This is a genomic window from Deltaproteobacteria bacterium (assembly GCA_026129095.1).
In the GTDB taxonomy this organism is placed as follows: Bacteria; JAGRBM01; JAGRBM01; order JAGRBM01; family JAHCIT01; genus JAHCIT01.
Window position 1 is genome coordinate 543080 of sequence record JAHCIT010000002.1, and the last position, 17694, is coordinate 560773.

Sequence of the window (17694 nt, forward strand, 5' to 3'; positions counted from 1 at the left end):
TAACTGCAAGCAGGGCATCGCACAGGGCCGGACTCCAGCTTTTTCCTGCGGTGGCGTTCATAAAAAAGCCAAGCAGGAGCCCTCAACTTGCTACGCGAACATTGTTACCAGAAGCTCCTAAAATGTCCAGAAAATTCACGGATTTCAGATGGTTACATAAGTCTGGGAAAAGCTGTCAGGAAAGTATTACTGCCGCTGCTGAAACAGCAGCCGTTTCTGCCCGAAGTGTGGAGGGTACGAGATGGGCAAGCTGGTAGCCTGTCCTGCGAAACCGCTCCAGTTCCCCTGGCGACCATCCACCTTCGGGGCCGACCATGAGGGAGAGTTCGGAATCCAGTATCAAGCCAGACAGCGGGACTGAATTCCCGCGCCCGGGAATTTCAAGAATGATGGGGTGCATATCCAGTATGTCGTCGAGGGTCTTGGCTTCCAGCCAGACCGGAATTGTCACCCGTCCTGACTGCTCGACGGCCCGGATCATTACCCGGCGAATCCGTTCGGCGCTCCGCGGATGTGCGTTCGTCCGGTCGGCACGGAATACACCAATTCGCTCCGCACCCAGCTCGGTCAGCTTTTCTGCAGCCCAGTCAAAGCGCGCCGGTTCGATGGCTGGTATCCAGACAGTGAGCTTCTTCCGTGGCACTGGAGGTGCCGGAAGTTCGGTGGAAGGGTCGGGTGTCACGGTAAATCGGCGTGCATTCCGGTCTATGCGACAGGCGCAGCGATATCCGCTTTCATTGAAGCATTCGACAACTTCACCTGCCTCAAGGCGAACAGCTGCCAGATGAGAGGCGAGCTCGCCCGTTATGATGGTGCCATCCGCTGATGGTGGTGGAACTTCCGGTGGCCAGTAAAAGCGATGCATCGTCCGGGAGTGTCTCCCGGTTTAAAGGAAAAGAAAACCGGACTTTCGTCGGAATGATCAACTGCCAGGCAGAGGTTTGCCCTTTTACCCGGTCAGCCGTTAGGGTTTTGCTGAAAGGCGGGGAGCCTTCCGGGATGAATGCCATCTGGGAGGCCCACGACCCGGGCGACCACATGAAAATTTTTGAAGGACGATTCGATCTCGAGGGGATTGAGCGGATCCAGACCCCGCTTCCGTTTCCCCCTATGCATATCAACAGCTATCTGATCCTGGGTCGTGAACCTATCCTTATCGATACGGGCATGCGGACCGAACCGGCATGGAAGGCCCTGAACGACAACCTTGCCCTCTATGGCCTCAAGGTTGAGGATATACGGCACCTTCTCATCACTCATGGCCATATTGACCATTACGGACAGGGACGGCGTATCCAGCAGGCATCTGGTTGCCGGGTTTATGCACACGAACTGGAGCGTTACCACATGGAGGAGCATTTTTACTCCAAGGTAAGGCCCGATAGTCCCTATCTGGAATTTTTCCGGGAATGGGGTGTGCCAGCAGACCTGATCGAAAAGGCATTCAGTGCACAGCGGGTAGAAGGAGTGGTCAGGGAGGATCTCAAGGTTGATCATCCCTGGAAGGACGGCGACCTTCTGAAGTTCAGTGATGTGGAACTGAGATGCGTATGGGTGCCGGGACACGCTGTTGGCCACACGGTACTGATTGAAGAGCGCCGGGGCGTGATGTTTTCGGCCGACCATCTGCTGCCGGACATTTCTCCGGTACCGCTGCTCAACTTCATCGATCCGGACAAGAAGGAAAAAACCCGGTCGCTCGTCGACTATGTGAAATCGCTCTACAAGGTGAGAAATCTCGCCGTCACGGTGGCACTTCCCTCACATGGAGAACCGATACCTGACATCCGGGCACTGATCGACAGCTACGCACTCCACCGGAACCGGCGATATCTCAAGATACGGAACATCATCGAAGAGCATGGACCGATGACAGCCTATCAGGTGTCCGAGCATGTGTTTGATCCGAACCGGGCACGAATGCTGATGCATCTCACCATGAGCGAGACGATCGGTTTTCTTGAGTTGATGGATGCCGACGGGCTTCTGCGGATTGAAAAACGGGATGGGCTTCTGTACTATTCGATCGCACCGGATACGGACTGATTTCAGGGAAAAGACAGGTGTCAGCTCATGCGGATTGCCAAAATCAGGGAACTCGAAGGTGCCAGTCCGGTTTCATACGAGGATGCAGCAGCGCAGGTGATTCGGCGTGCTTCAAAGACCGTTACCGGCATTACCGGCTTCCAGGTGCTCAAGAAGCTTGCGGTGGTCGAAAAGGGAAAGATCGTCGAATACCGGGTTCGCATGGGACTTATTTTTGAACTGGCACCGAATCTTGAATCGCACTGGTAGTTTGCAGCGGAATCTTGAAGGGACACAGTAAATGGCCATCTCCAGCGTGACAGAAGTGATCGGTGCCAGTTCGAAGGGCTGGCAGGATGCAAGCGAAAAGGCACTTGAGCGGGCGAACCAGACTCTGCGCAATATAGTTGGGTTTGAGGTCGTTTCTGAGAAAGCCAAGGTCGAAAACGGCAAGATCCGTGAATACCGCGTTCAGCTCAAGATCACATTCATTCTTGAAGACAAGAAGAAGTAGATAATTCGCTCCGTGTGCTTAAGGACCATCCCCTGCCGTTCTATGATACGGCGGGGAGGATGCATATGGCCCGGCTGGAAAAACAGGTTGTCCTCATCACGGGGTGCTCAAGCGGAATTGGCAGGGCGCTGGCTCTTGAGTTTCATGCGCACGGACACCGGGTATTTGCTACTGCCCGCAAGCTGACATCCCTGACGGAACTTGAGACAGCCGGAATGGAAATCCGGCAACTGGATGTGACAAATTCTCAATCCATACGCTCTGCGGTCAACTCTGTCGTGCAGGAAACCGGCCGGCTCGATATAGTGGTAAACAATGCGGGGATACTCGTCGTGGGGCCGCTGGCTGAAATTTCCATTGATGATTTCCGGGCCGAATTCGAGACCAACGTTACGGGTGCGCTTGCTGTTGTCCAGGCTGCTGTAGTGCATATGCACCGCCAGGGTGGAGGACGCATAGTGAACGTTGGCAGCGTATCGGCCGAGCTGGCAACGCCATTTTCAGGCGCGTACTGTGCGAGCAAAGCGGCGCTGCATACATTAACGGATGTTTTGCGAATCGAACTGGAACCATTTGGAATAGAGACCATTCTGGTTGCTCCCGGAGCGGTGAAATCATCAATCGATACGGGCGCTCGGCGCTATGCGGAAAAATATCGTTCAGCAGAATCGATTTATCATCCGGTGTCGAAACAGATCGAACGGCGCGCCGGGGCTTCGCAGGAGCGTCCAATGACGGCCGAAGCATTCGCCCGCAGATTTGTGCAGATGGTAACGGCGGCAAAAGCTCCACGCATGGTTCGTATTGGGCGTGAAGCGTGGATATTCCCCGTTGTGAAGGCAGGTCTTCCTGCCGGCACCAGGGACCGGTTGCTGTCACGGGCATTCGGACTGGGGAAACTCAAAGGGCAGGTTCCCCGGCGGTGAATCCGGAAGGTGGAAGACTCGGCAGCAGCCCGCCGGTGATCCGGCTGGTCAATGTCACTAAACGATTCGGCCGCAAGGCGGCGCTGGACAAGGTTTCGCTGGAGCTGGGAGCGGGCGAAGTGGTTGGCGTTTTGGGGCCGAATGGTGCCGGCAAAAGCACTCTGCTCAAGCTTGTGACAGGAATTTATGCTCCTTTGGAGGGCAAGATCGAGATTTTTGGCCTCGATCGGTACCGTGACGGAAAAAAAATCCGTCAGAGGGTTTCCTATGTTCCGGACAATCCTTACCTGCCACCACAATTCTCCCCGCGCCAGTGGATTGATCTGGTGGGACGTATTTACCGGGTAGCCTCAGAAATCCGCCTTAAGCGGCTGGACGAGCTGCTGGATCTTTTCTCCCTGAAGGAGGTTGCCGACAAACCGCTCCAGGCCGTGTCAAATGGCCAGTACAAAAAGACGGCCCTGGCCGGGGGCTTCATGAGTGGTTGTGAGCTGCTCGTATTCGATGAGCCATTTACAGGGGAGATTGACCCGCCCGCTCAGCTCGCGTTCAAGGAGCTTGTTCGTTCCTGGAACGGGTTTCCGGGCCACCTTGTGCTTCTGACTACCCAGATTGTCGATCAGGCTGAAAAGCTTTGTGACCGGATTCTGCTCATTCACGATGGGCATATAGTTGCTGGCGATCTTACAGCTTCGTTCCGTGAGCGTTTCGGCGGCCGCAGCCTGGAAGAAATCCTCCTCGATTTTTCCGGAGTTACGGTGAAACCGGAAGATTTTGTCCAGAATGTGTTTGGAGTGCTGCCGAAGGGAGAGGCCTGAGTGTGCTGACCGGTATTGGCTTGCCAAAAACCGGACCGGCAATGCCGCTGGATCTCGCCGGCTTTCCCGGCCGTCCATTACAGGGCAGCGAAGGGCTCGTCGCCGGAGGAGGCTTGCTCCTGTCGGCCGTGCTGGGTTCGTCACTGGGACGAATGACTGCCGCGACGGAACTGGGATGGTTGCCATTTCTAGTACTGCTCGCCGCCGTGCTGCCGATGTTTCCCTATATTGTTGCCCTTTTGGGTTTGCGGCTCCGGACAGGTCCATTTGCACGGGACACAGTTGCTCTTCCGTTGGCGCCCGAAGAGCGCTGGCGGATTCTCGGTCTGGGACCGATTCCGTGGTTCGGCATTGGCCCGCTCGTGCTCGTATTTGGAGCCTCTTTCGTGTTGTCGGCTGCAGCAGCGAGCGGTGGTGAAGTGGCCCGGTTTGCAGTAGCGGTTTTTTTGGGTCTCTGCGGGGCAGTGGTCTTGGAGAGCATGATCGTAATTGGACTTTTGCTGCCGGTGCGAGTTCTAGCACTGGCTGTACCGGCGGGAACGGTATTCCTGTTCGTACTGCCAATGGCATTTTACTTGCTGGCGCTGACCGGAAAACTCGCGGGGCTCGTTCAAGACCGGGAGCGGCTGTTTCCGGTGATTGCCTGGGCAGAAGATCTTTACCGGATGCCCTGGTTTTCACTGGTGGTGGCGGTTTGCCTTTACGTAATTATCCGGCAGTTTCGTACGGTCCTGATAGAATTCCGTCTCACATCGGAGCGCATGGCCCGGGAAAACGAGTATCTGACAGGAGATTCGTTTCTGGCCGTTATGGGGCGAATGGTGTCGGCGCGTAGTTCCGGTGATGCCGCTCCAGTAGATATGTGGAGGCGACTGCTGGGACGAAAGGAGGTTTCCCTTTCGGAGCCTGCCTATGATGTGCTGGGAACAAGGGGAGAGTTCATTCATGCCCAGATAGAACTGCTTACGTTTCAGCGGATGTCCCGGAATGTCATTTTCCAGATGACCTGGCGTCCTGTTCTAGCCCTGCTGCCGGCAGTGCTTATTCTGGTATTCATTGGCTTGACGCAAGGGTGGAATGCCGCCGGCGGCGCTGCAGTTTATGTCCTGCCGCTTTTGGGTGGCCTGTCGGTGGGTGGAGCGGTTGCCACGGCGTTCCTGAGCGGTGATCTCTATGGCGGCCGGATTGGCGGGCTCCAGTCGGCTATGTCGGGCCGGGGAGATCCGCGCCTCATGCCTTGGGCCTGGATGCCGGGAGTTGCGGATCGTCTTTACCGGCCGCTGGCTGGATATGTAATACGAATTGCCCGTTATGCTGTGCCAAGTGGAACAGCACTGGCATCGCTGCTGGCAGTTGCTGTGATGACTGCCTCCGGATCGGATTCTGCTTGGCTTCTGGCGGCGGCTGCTACGTTTGGAGCCCTCGGTGCACTGCTGGCGATGTTCTCGTTCATGCTCCGGACACCGCTCCGCACAATGTTTTTTTACCGCTTTTCGGACCGGGACGAAGGCGTCTCGGCAGTTTTCCGGTCATTCACCATCATGGTGACAGTCTTGCTTTTTATTCTGCTTTTGGCGGCGATCGGACTTGCCGCCGTCTATGGGATGGCCGTTTTTTTCGGATCGGGACTGATCGGAGTGATAATTCTTTTGTATCTGCTAGTGCCGCTGCTTTTATTGGTAGCGGCAGGAGTACTGAACCTGTATGTGGCTGTTGAACGGAGCCGTTATCGGGCTGGCCAGAGAGACATTGAAGGGCGGCCGCCTTTTTGGGGACTATTATCCGGTTCGGCAGCCATTCGTTCGGCAAGGCGTTAGGCCATGTTTTATTTTCCAGGACAAACTGCGAAACGCCTGATTCGGCGGGCCAGTTTTTCTGCGTCTTCTTCCAGCCGCTTTTCCGTTGAGCTGATCTTGTCAGTATAAAGAATACGGCGGGTATTTGTGTCGATGATTGTCGTATTGATAATGAACGTTCCTGACAGCCGGGAAACACTACCTCGGACCAGTGTATCGACCTGAGCACTTCGGGCCAGTTCCACCTGGCAGGCCTCGGTCGCACAGCTATCCTTCACATTAAGCTGACGGGCGGCGTCTTCAAGTATCTCCGGTCCGACTATTCTCACGCAGGCAGCATGCTGAATTTCAGTCGTGAAGCGGCGGAAGATGGCCTCAAGCTCTTTATCACTCGCATCTCCCTGACCGGAAAATGGATACACCGATAGACTGGCCCGGCCATCAGAAGGCGGCAGGTTGGCAACTGTCCGGAACACCTGCTTTTTGGCCGGATCGGGCGGTCGCTTCTTCAGTTCGAGGCTGTCGGCGAATGCCGACAGGTTTGCTGATCGTGTGTAGGCGTTCACGAGCCGGGCAGAAACATAGTCCGCCATCCGGATGCTGAGACAGGCCTCCAGCCATATGCCTTCCTGGATTCGGATTTCATCCACTGCCTGCTGCTTGTCAGATAACTGGAGAATCAATGTTGAATCAACGCAGTTGAGCACCACTTTGGAAATCAGATCATGATACTGCGAGGCATCGCGAACGACGGTGTAACCGGCCCGCTGCATCTTCGCCCGGAACGTGTCTTCCCAGACTCCGGAAATGCTGTCCCTGGCGCGGAGGTTGGTAAACTCCACTGAGCCATCGGGGATGAGGATCACGACCTCATATATGGATGAATTGAAAGGGCGCACCAGTTCTGGAGAGGCTGGAAGGCGTCCGGCACAGGCGACCAATAATGCCAGGCAGCTAGGCAGCAGTAGGCAGCGCAATGATATGGGAAACACTCTCATAGGGCACTGTTTAGGAAGGCAGACACATTGAGTCAACGCTAAAACAGCCAGGGGCGGCTTCCTTGCCGCCCCTGACCTGAAATTGGAAATATGCTTACCGTTTCTTCTTCGGACTTGGCCTTTTCGTCGTCGCCTTCTTTGCCTTTACGGGTTTCCTCGCTGTTACCTTCTTCGCTGGCTTTTTTGCCGGTCTCGAAGAAATCCTGCCAGCGGGAATGCCTTTCGGTACAACCGTGGATGGGCCTATCAGGATATCCGCCAGATGGCGGCGGTGATGACGCCCATCGCCAAACAGGAACTGGTTCATCTGCTGACGCTTGAAATAGATGTGGACGTCACACTCCCAGGTGAAACCGATTCCACCGTGAAACTGGACACTGCGGCCCGAGCAGAACCAGCCGCATTCGGCAGCGGCCGCCTTGGCCATGCGGGCGTACTTTTCGGCATTTTCGGGTTCGTGATCGATGGCGCAGGCCGCGTTATATACCAGCGACCTGACCTGGTCGATTTCGCACATCATGTTGACGATGGGATGCTTGACGGCCTGGAAGAAACCAATGGGCCGTCCGAACTGCTCTCTTACTTTTGCATATTCAACGGTGGTCTTGAGCTGCCACTCGGCGGCACCCGCCGAATCGGCAGCAACCGCCGTCCAGATGCTGGGGAGAGCCCTCTGGAGTACAGCCAGTCCCTTTCCGGGACCTGCCACGACGGCGTTTCCCGGGACCCGCACATTGCTGAAGTTGATCGTTCCCTGCTCTCGCGTCAGGTCCACAATTCGGTCGGCCTTGATCTTGATACCGGCTTCGCGGACGGGAATGGCGAACAGGGCAATCCCCTGCGGACTGTGGGCAGAGACCACCAGAAAGTCCGCCTTGGGTGCATCCAGCACATATGCAGCGGTACCATTCAGGGTAAATCCACCTCCGCCGGAAGATTTCGCTTCTAGGGGAGCATCGCCCGGTTCCCATGAACCGTCAGAGTTGGTTATCGCGAGAGTGGCCGCTTCCCCTTCGGCGATTCGTCCCATCCAGGCATAGGCTTCCGGTGTCTTGCATTCCCTGAGCACAAAGGTTGACAGCAGGGTAGAAAGAAGTGGAGCTGGTAGTGCGTGCGCGCCAGCCTCCTCGACTAGGGCGGCAACTGCCACCATACCGAGGCCCGGCCCGCCTGCTTCCTCGGGAATGGCAAGCGCAGGCCATCCCAGCTCGCTGATTTTCTTCCAGGTGTTTTCATCGAAGCGCCGCCATCCATCACGCTCGTACGCGGTGCGGTCACCGATAATCTGGCGAAGTTTTTCTATGGAGCAGTGTTCATCTAGGAACTTCCGCGCCTGCTGCTGAAGCATCTGCTCGTTGGAACCGAAACCAAAATCCTTGGGCTGTGTCATGGTTCGTTTTCCTTCCTTATTTCGACTTCGGGAGGCCGAGCACACGCTCGCCCAGGATGTTGCGCTGCACCTCGCTTGTGCCGGCAGCGATGGTGATGCCGTACGAATTCATGTAGGCGAGCGGCCATGCGGCGCCATCTGGCGCCTTGGGATCACCCATGTAGTAGTTTGCTGCCGGACCCTCGATTTCGAGTGCCAACGCAGATGCGAGCTGGCTGAACTCCGATCCAATCAGCTTTCCCTGCAGCGGGATCCGCATTGGATGTGCCGTAAGTGCTGGAACACGGGCGCGACGGAACGTCTGCTTGATCGCTTCGCCCTTGATGGCGAATTGCACGATTCTGTCACGGAGCGTTTCATCCTCGATGGCGGGCCTTCCGTCGCGCTTGACGCGCTTGCCAAGGGAAACGAGCCGATCGACAACTGACGTGAGCGACCGTTCCGCGCCTCCGGCTGATTCGGCTGCTCCGCGCTCGTAGAGCAGCGTTGTCATGGCGACATTCCAGCCGTTGCCGACCTGATCGAGGCGTAGGGTGTCCGGAACCTCGAGATTCTCGAAGAGCACTTCGTTGAATCCGGTTTCGCCTGTAATCTTGATCAATGGGCGGACAGTAACGCCCTTGGCACCCTTGATGGGTACGATGAAATAACTGAGCCCTTTGTACTTGTCGTCACGGCTCGTCCGGCACAGAAGGATCATCCACGAAGCGAAATGGGCGAGAGAAGTCCATACCTTGTGGCCATTGATTACCCACATGTCGCCCTTGCGCTCGGCGAAAGTCTGGGAGTTGGCGAGGTCAGAACCGGCCCCCGGCTCGGAAAATCCCTGACACCAGATTTCATCCGATGAGAGAATTCCCGGGACATAACGCCGCTTCTGTTCCTCGGTACCGTGAACGAGAATCGTCGGCGCGGCCATTCCCAGTCCGATGACGTTGATGAAGAACGGGACATCTGCGTGCCCAAGCTCCTGATTCACGATCCGCTGACGTTTATCGGTGGCGCCACCACCGCCATAGGCCTTCGGTATGTCCACCCCCACGAGGCCGGCGTCGTAGCATTTGCGCTGCCAGGCACAGAGGTACTGCCGCTGCTCTTCGGTCATGACCTCCAGCGGCGACTGGGGTAGCCGGAAACCCGGCTTTGCTGGACGATTTTCCTTGAGCCACTTGCGCACATAGGCACGGAATTCGGCCTGCTCGGGGGTATCTTTCTGTTCTGCTTCCGACATGAGAGCCTCCGCTTCGAATATTCAGGTTGGGCGCATTTCCGTTCCTGATGCTTCAGGAACCGGCCGGGGCCCATATGAACCCAGAATTGACTCATGAGTCAATCTAAATAAATGCGAAGCCGTACCGGCTCGGGATGCTGCCAGACAAGTTTTGGATGTCCAGTAAGCGGGTTTTGCGTCATCCGTAACTCAAGCTGTTGAAATTAAAGGGTATTCAGGCTGGACACAGTGCCCAGAAATAAAACTGTCCGCATTGCGCATGATGGGAAACCGGAATAGTAATAATTTAATGAAATCGGCCGGTTACCATTGCGGTTCAACATGAAAGCATATTAAACAAAAACCCGTTCGAGCATTCGTCTTGTGTAAGGCAGCCGACTTTAGACATGTCATCAAAGATTTCATTCCTCAGTCCTGATAAGGATCTGTTCGCCCAAACACTGAGGTCGCGCATCGACGGCTACTTCCGTGAAAAGGGTATCTCTAGGTACGGGAATTCGTACTTGTGGACTAAAGCGGTGTTTTACCTGGGCAGCTATGTGGGGCTTTATTTTGCCATCCTGTCGGGCTGGTTCAGCGAGCCAGTAATGCTCCTGATGGCGGTAGCAATGGGATTTTTCGTGGCAGGTATCGGCTTCAATGTTGGGCACGATGCAGTCCACGGATCATTTTCTGAATCTTCGCGCATCAACCGGGTGATGGGCCACGCATTCACGCTGATCGGCGCCAACGTCTACAACTGGAACATCTGCCACAACATAGTTCATCACTCCTATACCAATATTCCGGAAGCCGATGGCGATCTGCATCCAATGCCTTTTCTCAAGTTCCACCCTGGCGGCACGCATCGTCCGGCCCATCGGTATCAGCACTGGTATGCATTCTTTCTCTACTCGCTTACCTCACTTGCCTGGGCAATCCCCAAGGACTTCCGCCATTTCTTCCAGCGCCGGCTGATTGCTTACGACAAGCCAAAGCCGCCGGTCAGCGAATATTTCTGGCTGTTTGGCGGCAAAGGTGCCTACTACGTTGCCATGTGGATCGTTCCGGCCCTGGTGCTGGGACTTGTCTGGTGGAAGATCTTGATCGGTTTTGTGGCGATGCACCTGGTCGCCGGGTTCATGCTGGCGACAGTGTTCCAGCTCGGACATCTGGTGGAAGGCACGAAGTTCACGCCTTTGCCGGATGGCCCCATACCGGTTTCATGGATGGCTCACCAGATTGAGGCGTCAGCCAACTTTGCTCCGTCAAGCCGCCTCGCCCTGTGGGTAACCGGTGGCCTCAACTTCCAGATCGAACATCACCTGTTCCCGCGAATGTCCCATGCGCACTACCCGAAGATTGCCGAGATCGTGAAAACGACGGCTGCCGAGTTCGGTGTCAACTATACGGAATACCCTTCCTTCCTTTCTGCTCTGGCCTCGCACCGACGCCTTCTCCGGAAACTCGGGGAAACATCGGTCGCAATCAAGCCCCCAGCATCTGCTGAAATCGTCGCAGCGGCCTGAGGTCTGCCAGCGGGCAGCTGGACGATCAGGCCGTCAAGTTGGCCGGGTAATTATCGGCCAAGAACACCTCCTGATTGGGCGCAATGCGGCAATTCAGGGCGAAAACGACCTAAGATGCTGAAGTTATTGTCGAAATCAGCTTTTTTAGTGGGCATCTTCTCGTTTTCAGACCAAAATTGAACAGAAAACGGACAGCAGAATGATCCGGATCATAGTCCTAACCCATTGTAATTTTTGATGAATTTCAATTTAGACATTTCTTTTTCTCAGGTATTGACGAGAGGGGGGTTCATCCCCATAATCGCGTTCCGCTGCAGGGGGTCCCTCTGCAGCAAAGTGGTGGTAGCAACAGGCTACGTCGGGTCTTTGACAACCAGATAGTACACAGCTTTTCGTTAAGCTCTTTTCGAGTTTTAATACTTGGATTAACGAAATGTCGGTCAATGTGTCCGTTTTGTCCGAACAGGGCCGCAAGGCCGGTTTGGGCAAAGCATGAAGGACATGAGCCGCAAACTTACCAAGTTCAATTGGAGAGTTTGATCCTGGCTCAGAACGAACGCTGGCGGCGCGCTTAACACATGCAAGTCGAACGAGAAACCGCAAGGGAGTAAAGTGGCGTACGGGTGAGTAACACGTGGGTAATCTACCTTCTGGCTCCGAATAACCCGCCGAAAGGCGGGCTAATACGGGATAAGACCACAGATCTGCGGATCAGTGGTTAAAGCGGGCGCAAGCTCGCACCGGAAGATGAACCTGCGTAGCATTAGCTAGTTGGTGAGGTAACGGCTCACCAAGGCGACGATGCTTAGCTGGTCTGAGAGGATGATCAGCCACACTGGAACTGAAACACGGTCCAGACACCTACGGGTGGCAGCAGTGGGGAATCTTGCGCAATGGACGAAAGTCTGACGCAGCGACGCCGCGTGGGCGATGAAGGCCTTCGGGTCGTAAAGCCCTGTCAGCAGGGAGTAAGGTCTGCGACCTAACACGTCGCAGGCTTGAAAGTACCTGCAGAGGAAGCACCGGCTAACTCTGTGCCAGCAGCCGCGGTAATACAGAGGGTGCGAGCGTTGTTCGAAATCATTGGGCGTAAAGCGCGTGTAGGCGGCGTGGCAAGTCTGGTGTGAAATTCCTCGGCTCAACCGGGGAGGGTCATTGGAAACTGCCATGCTCGAGTGCCGGAGAGGGTGATAGAATTCCTGGTGTAGTGGTGAAATACGTTGATATCAGGAGGAATACCAGAGGCGAAGGCGGTCACCTGGACGGTCACTGACGCTAAGACGCGAAGGTATGGGGAGCAAACAGGATTAGATACCCTGGTAGTCCATACCGTAAACGATGGATGCTAGTCGTTGCGGGTTTTTACCCTCGCAGTGACGCAGCTAACGCGGTAAGCATCCCGCCTGGGAAGTACGGCCGCAAGGTTAAAACTCAAAGGAATTGACGGGGGCCCGCACAAGCAGTGGAGCATGTGGTTTAATTCGACGCAACGCGCAGAACCTTACCTGGGCTTGACATGCCTCCGAATGCGGCAGAGATGTCGCAGACCCGCAAGGGACGGAGGACACAGGTGCTGCATGGCTGTCGTCAGCTCGTGTCGTGAGATGTCGGGTTAAGTCCCTCAACGAGCGCAACCCTTGCCGTTAGTTGCTACCATTTAGTTGAGCACTCTAGCGGGACTGCCGGAGTCAATCCGGAGGAAGGTGGGGATGACGTCAAGTCCTCATGGCCCTTATGTCCAGGGCTACACACGTGCTACAATGGCATCTACAGAGTGATGCAAACCCGCGAGGGGAAGCTAACCGCAAAAAAGATGCCTCAGTTCGGATTGGAGTCTGCAACTCGACTCCATGAAGGTGGAATCGCTAGTAATCGCGGATCAGCACGCCGCGGTGAATACGTTCCCGGGCCTTGTACACACCGCCCGTCACACCACGAAAGCCTGTTGTACCTGAAGTCGCCCAAGCCAACCGCAAGGAGGCAGGCGCCCACGGTATGGCCGGTGATTGGGGTGAAGTCGTAACAAGGTAGCCGTAGGGGAACCTGCGGCTGGATCACCTCCTTTCTAAAGGAAGCTTATCAGAACAGCAGCACCCGCCAGGCATTGGGTTTCGGCCCGCCAGGCAAACAGGTGCCGCGTATCTGACATCCTGACGAAAGACTTATTGTAAAAGCGGACTTCCGGTTCGCCGGAAGCCACGCACACACTCCCTCGAAAAGCAGACACGAAAAGCAGTACTATCTGGTTATTAAAGATCCGGCGAAGCAGGCGACCAGCCTTCACGCCGATCCTTGAGAATCAGAAAGACCGAATTCCCCATGCAGCGCGGATGGCGCAGACGCTGACCGCGAACCTCCCAGGGACACGGCAGGCGAAACCTGGCCGCGCAAGTGAAGCACCGACCAGCCAGCAAGTCCTCTATCTGACCTTGAAACGGGCCCATAGCTCAGTTGGTTAGAGCGTCCGCTTGATAAGCGGAAGGTCGGTGGTTCAACTCCACCTGGGCCCACCATTCTCCCGGCTTAATACGGGGCAGTAGCTCAGTTGGGAGAGCGCCGGCTTTGCAAGCCGGAGGCCGTCGGTTCGATCCCGATCTGCTCCACCAGATTCAGGCGGGCAGTAACTTGGCTGATCGAAACTTGTATGGGGAAACCAGTATGAACAGGCAGCACATGAGCCGCCGGTTCGAGCCTCCAGAGATACTGGAAGTTCGAACGGGCGGCTCCAGACGGGAACCGGTAGAACGGTTCTGGTCGGGGGCCTACGGTCTTTGACAGGTGAATATCGAGAGCAATGCAAATATAGTAACGTAATCAGAAGACGATTTTTTTGTGTCCATTACAATAACTGTGATCGCGAGCGGGTCACCATGACGGTTCGGGCCGGTTTTCAGCCAGGAGTATCCGGTAACGGAGACGATAGGCTGAAGCAGGCAGCGAGCCGGGCGCGCGAGCGGAAACACAGGTTCCTTGAGTGTTCTCCACGAGAGATCTCAAGTTTATGGTTAAGCTACCAAGAGCACATGGTGGATGCCTTGGCGCTGATAGGCGATGAAGGACGCGGCTGACTGCGATAAGCCTCGGGGAGCCGTCTAGCAGGCTTCGATCCGGGGATTTCCGAATGGGACAACCCGGCCGGCCCGAAAGGTCTGGTCATCCCGGTCTGAATTCATAGGGCCGGGAAGCGAACGCAGGGAAGTGAAACATCTCAGTACCTGCAGGAAGAGAAATCAAACAGAGATTCCCTTAGTAGCGGCGAGCGAAACGGGAATAGCCTAAACCGGAACCAATCCGTTGGGTCCGGGGTTGTAGGACCGCTATATGTAGCAGCGAGGTTAGGTGAAGACTTCTGGAAAGTTGAGCCAAAGAGGGTGATAGCCCCGTAACCGAAAACCAAGCTGCGCTGGCGGATTCCTGAGTAGGGCGGGCCACGTGCAAGCCTGTCTGAATCTGGGGGGCCCATCCTCCAAGGCTAAATACTAATCAGCGACCGATAGTGCACTAGTACCGTGAGGGAAAGGTGAAAAGAACCCCGACGAGGGGAGTGAAAAAGAACCTGAAACCGTGTGCTTACAATCAGTGGGAGCTCAGTTGGCAGGACTTCGGTTCTGTCACGAGTGACCGCGTACCTTTTGCATAATGGGCCTGCGAGTTACGTCTCAGTGGCAAGGTTAAGCCGTTAACAGGCGGAGCCGGAGCGAAAGCGAGTCTGAATAGGGCGATAGTCGCTGGGAGTAGACCCGAAGCGTGATGATCTACGTATGACCAGGTTGAAGCGTCGCTAACCCGGCGTGGAGGACCGAACCCTTTGGAGTCGAAAATCCTTGGGATGAGTTGTGCGTAGGAGTGAAAAGCTAATCGAATTACGTGATAGCTGGTTCTCCTCGAAACGTATTGAGGTACGGCCTCGAGGGTTGACTGCCGGAGGTAGAGCACTGAATGGGCTAGGGGCCCCACCAGGTTACCAAACCCAACCAAACTCCGAATGCCGGCAAGTCTGACCTCGGGAGACAGTCCCTGTGGGCTAAGCTACAGGGACGAAAGGGAAAGAGCCCAGACCGACAGCTAAGGTCCCAAAATCGATGCTAAGTGGGAAAGGATGTGGAGGCGCATTGACAGCCAGGAGGTTTGCTTAGAAGCAGCAATCCTTTAAAGAAAGCGTAATAGCTCACTGGTCGAGCGAATCCTGCGCCGAAAATGTAACGGGGCTCAAGCATCGTACCGAAGCTTCGGATTTGCGGAGTCTGCGGATTCCGCAAGTGGTAGAGGAGCATTGAGCCGGCGTCGAAGCGTGAGCGCGAGCACACGTGGAGCTGTCTCAAAAGCGTATGCAGGCATGAGTAGCGTTAAAGCGGGTGAAAAACCCGCTCCCCGTAAGTCCAAGGGTTCCTGAGCAAGGGTAATCCGCTCAGGGTCAGCCGGAGCCTAAGGAGAGGCTGAGACGCGTATCCGATGGTAAGCAGGCTAATATTCCTGCGCCAGCGGACGGACGTTATCAACGATGCAGGGACGGAGTAAGGAATGTGAGCCGGTTATGGATTCCGGTTCAAGGTTGTAGGGGTGTCTCCGAGTGAAGTACCGGGGGCAGTTATCTCCGAGAGCCGAGTACGAGTGGCCGTAAAGGCTGCGAAGTCACAATACCCTCGACTTCCAAGAAAAGCTGCTAGTGAGTCCGTTCGATGTCCGTACCCGAAACCGACCCAGGTGGACGAGGCGAATAGCCTAAGGGGCTTGAGAGAACTGCTGTGAAGGAACTCGGCAAATTGACACCGTAACTTCGGAAGAAGGTGTGCCCTCAGTAAGTAAGCGGACTCGCTCCGTGAGCTAAAAGGGGTTGCAGAGAAATGGCGGTAGCGACTGTTTACCAAAAACACAGGACTACGCAAACACGCGAGTGGATGTATGTGGTCTGACGCCTGCCCGGTGCTGGTAGGTTAAGGGAATCGGTTAGCCGCAAGGCGAAGCTGTGAACCGAAGCCCCAGTAAACGGCGGCCGTAACTATAACGGTCCTAAGGTAGCGAAATTCCTTGTCGGGTAAGTTCCGACCTGCACGAATGGCGTAACGACTTCCGCACTGTCTCCACAGCAAACTCAGCGAATTTGTAATGGCGGTGCAAATGCCGTCTTCCCGCAGAAAGACAGAAAGACCCTGTGCACCTTTACTATAGCTTTTCATTGAGTCTCAGTGCTGTTTGTGTAGGATAGGTGGGAGACTTTGAAGTTGCCGCGCCAGCGGTGATGGAGTCAACGTTGAAATACCACCCTGACATTACTGGGATTCTAACCTGATCCGTGATCCGGTTCGAGGACAGTGAATGGCGGGTAGTTTGACTGGGGCAGTCGCCTCCTAAAGAGTAACGGAGGCGCGCAAAGGTTCCCTCAGCCCGCTTGGAAATCGGGCGTTGAGTGCAAAGGCATAAGGGAGCTTGACTGCAAGGCTGACAAGCCAAGCAGATACGAAAGTAGGCCTTAGTGATCCGGTGGTCCCGTATGGAAGGGCCATCGCTCATCGGATAAAAGGTACGCCGGGGATAACAGGCTAATGTCCCCCAAGAGTCCACATCGACGGGGATGTTTGGCACCTCGATGTCGGCTCGTCGCATCCTGGGGCTGGAGCAGGTCCCAAGGGTTTGGCTGTTCGCCAATTAAAGCGGCACGCGAGCTGGGTTCAAAACGTCGTGAGACAGTTTGGTCCTTATCTTCTGTGGGCGTACGATACTTGAGAGGATCTGTCCCTAGTACGAGAGGACCGGGATGGACTGACCTCTGGTGTTCCAGTTGTCACGCCAGTGGCAGGCTGGGTAGCTATGTCGGGAATAGATAACCGCTGAAAGCATCTAAGCGGGAAACTAACCTCAAGATAAGGTATCGCGGGCCGCAAGGCCCCTAAAGACCCGTTGGAGACTACAACGTTGATAGGCGAGCCGTGTAAGTGCAGCAATGCACTCAGCGTACTCGTACTAATTGGTCGTGCGGCTTAACCATAAAATTCCGGTTCCGTCTGGTCCTTTACGGCCAGGCGGAACCTCTCGAGAACGAACAGGAAATCCTGTGCGGCTTCGGGAGGTTCCGTCAGACGTGAAGACAAGAAGAAACGGGAGCCGGGATAGTTATGAGATCTCCCGCGGAGAGTGCTTGATGGAACCGCGCTGCCGGGCCTCAAAAAGGCCGGCAAGTGTATCCGCAAGGCGTCACGTGGGTGGCACGCAGCGTCACAGTGAATGATGTGGCATAAAATGATCGATCAGAAAGCGTTCCACAGTTTGCATCGCTCCCGATTTCGCCTGCCAAAGTTTTGTGATTTCCGGTGACAATGGCGGAGGTGTCCCACCCGTTCCCATTCCGAACACGGCAGTTAAGCCCTCCAGCGCCGATGGTACTACGATGTTGTTTTCGTGGGAGAGTAGGACGTCGCCGGATACAATTCGAAAGGCCCCGCAACCAAAAACGGTTGCGGGGCCTTTCCCTTTTCCTCCCTTGGTCCTGG

Annotated in this window: 11 protein-coding genes, 2 tRNA genes and 3 rRNA genes; 12 read left to right on the forward strand and 4 right to left on the reverse strand. The window is 55.5% G+C overall.

Features of this window, described 5'->3' with window-relative positions; translation table 11 throughout:
• Positions 1-175: 175 nt before the first annotated feature.
• Positions 176-865: a 16S rRNA (uracil(1498)-N(3))-methyltransferase gene (locus tag KIT79_04875; GenBank protein ID MCW5828633.1), complete on the reverse strand. Its 690-nt coding sequence runs from the start codon at positions 863-865 to the stop codon at positions 176-178.
• 134 nt (positions 866-999) lie between these two features.
• Between KIT79_04875 and KIT79_04880 the strand changes: the two genes are divergently transcribed.
• The 6 genes from KIT79_04880 to KIT79_04905 all read left to right on the forward strand — a co-directional run bounded on the left by KIT79_04880 (position 1000) and on the right by KIT79_04905 (position 6100).
• On the forward strand, positions 1000-2046 hold the full coding sequence (locus KIT79_04880) for an MBL fold metallo-hydrolase (GenBank protein ID MCW5828634.1): 1047 nt from the start codon (positions 1000-1002) through the stop codon (positions 2044-2046).
• 27 nt (positions 2047-2073) lie between these two features.
• Positions 2074-2295, forward strand: coding sequence for a dodecin domain-containing protein (locus KIT79_04885; GenBank protein ID MCW5828635.1), 222 nt, complete (start codon positions 2074-2076; stop codon positions 2293-2295).
• A gap of 31 nt (positions 2296-2326) precedes the next feature.
• Positions 2327-2539 (forward strand): dodecin domain-containing protein, encoded by a 213-nt coding sequence (locus KIT79_04890; protein MCW5828636.1) that lies wholly within the window; start codon positions 2327-2329, stop codon positions 2537-2539.
• A 65-nt stretch (positions 2540-2604) separates the two neighbouring features.
• The gene (locus KIT79_04895; GenBank protein MCW5828637.1) at positions 2605-3465 is read left to right on the forward strand and encodes an SDR family NAD(P)-dependent oxidoreductase; all 861 of its coding nucleotides are present in this window, start codon (positions 2605-2607) and stop codon (positions 3463-3465) included.
• Positions 3462-4283, forward strand: coding sequence for an ABC transporter ATP-binding protein (locus KIT79_04900; protein MCW5828638.1), 822 nt, complete (start codon positions 3462-3464; stop codon positions 4281-4283). The genes KIT79_04895 and KIT79_04900 overlap by 4 nt, the downstream gene beginning before the upstream one ends.
• Positions 4284-4285: 2 nt before the next feature.
• Positions 4286-6100, forward strand: coding sequence for a hypothetical protein (locus tag KIT79_04905; protein ID MCW5828639.1), 1815 nt, complete (start codon positions 4286-4288; stop codon positions 6098-6100).
• A gap of 8 nt (positions 6101-6108) precedes the next feature.
• On the opposite strand, the gene KIT79_04910 is transcribed toward KIT79_04905, so the two are convergent.
• From KIT79_04910 to KIT79_04920, 3 genes are all read right to left on the reverse strand, one after another.
• A complete protein-coding gene (locus KIT79_04910) occupies positions 6109-6978 on the reverse strand; it encodes a hypothetical protein (GenBank protein ID MCW5828640.1) in 870 nt (289 codons plus the stop codon).
• Positions 6979-7171: 193 nt separating this feature from the next.
• Positions 7172-8467, reverse strand: a complete 1296-nt coding sequence (locus tag KIT79_04915; protein MCW5828641.1) for an acyl-CoA/acyl-ACP dehydrogenase — start codon at positions 8465-8467, stop codon at positions 7172-7174.
• Between the two features lie 16 nt (positions 8468-8483).
• Positions 8484-9698 (reverse strand): acyl-CoA dehydrogenase family protein, encoded by a 1215-nt coding sequence (locus KIT79_04920; GenBank protein MCW5828642.1) that lies wholly within the window; start codon positions 9696-9698, stop codon positions 8484-8486.
• A gap of 386 nt (positions 9699-10084) precedes the next feature.
• On the opposite strand from KIT79_04920, the gene KIT79_04925 reads away from it, so the two are divergent.
• The 6 genes from KIT79_04925 to rrf all read left to right on the forward strand — a co-directional run bounded on the left by KIT79_04925 (position 10085) and on the right by rrf (position 17627).
• A complete protein-coding gene (locus tag KIT79_04925) occupies positions 10085-11206 on the forward strand; it encodes an acyl-CoA desaturase (protein ID MCW5828643.1) in 1122 nt (373 codons plus the stop codon).
• Between the two features lie 524 nt (positions 11207-11730).
• A 16S ribosomal RNA gene (locus KIT79_04930) occupies positions 11731-13271 on the forward strand.
• Positions 13272-13642: 371 nt separating this feature from the next.
• A tRNA-Ile gene (locus KIT79_04935) sits at positions 13643-13719 on the forward strand.
• Positions 13720-13736: 17 nt separating this feature from the next.
• Positions 13737-13812, forward strand: a tRNA-Ala gene (locus tag KIT79_04940).
• Between the two features lie 397 nt (positions 13813-14209).
• Positions 14210-17192: ribosomal RNA gene (locus KIT79_04945) — 23S ribosomal RNA — on the forward strand.
• Positions 17193-17510: 318 nt separating this feature from the next.
• Positions 17511-17627: ribosomal RNA gene (gene rrf, locus KIT79_04950) — 5S ribosomal RNA — on the forward strand.
• The 16S, 23S and 5S rRNA genes sit together here with 2 tRNA genes alongside, the layout of an rRNA operon.
• Positions 17628-17694 lie beyond the last annotated feature (67 nt).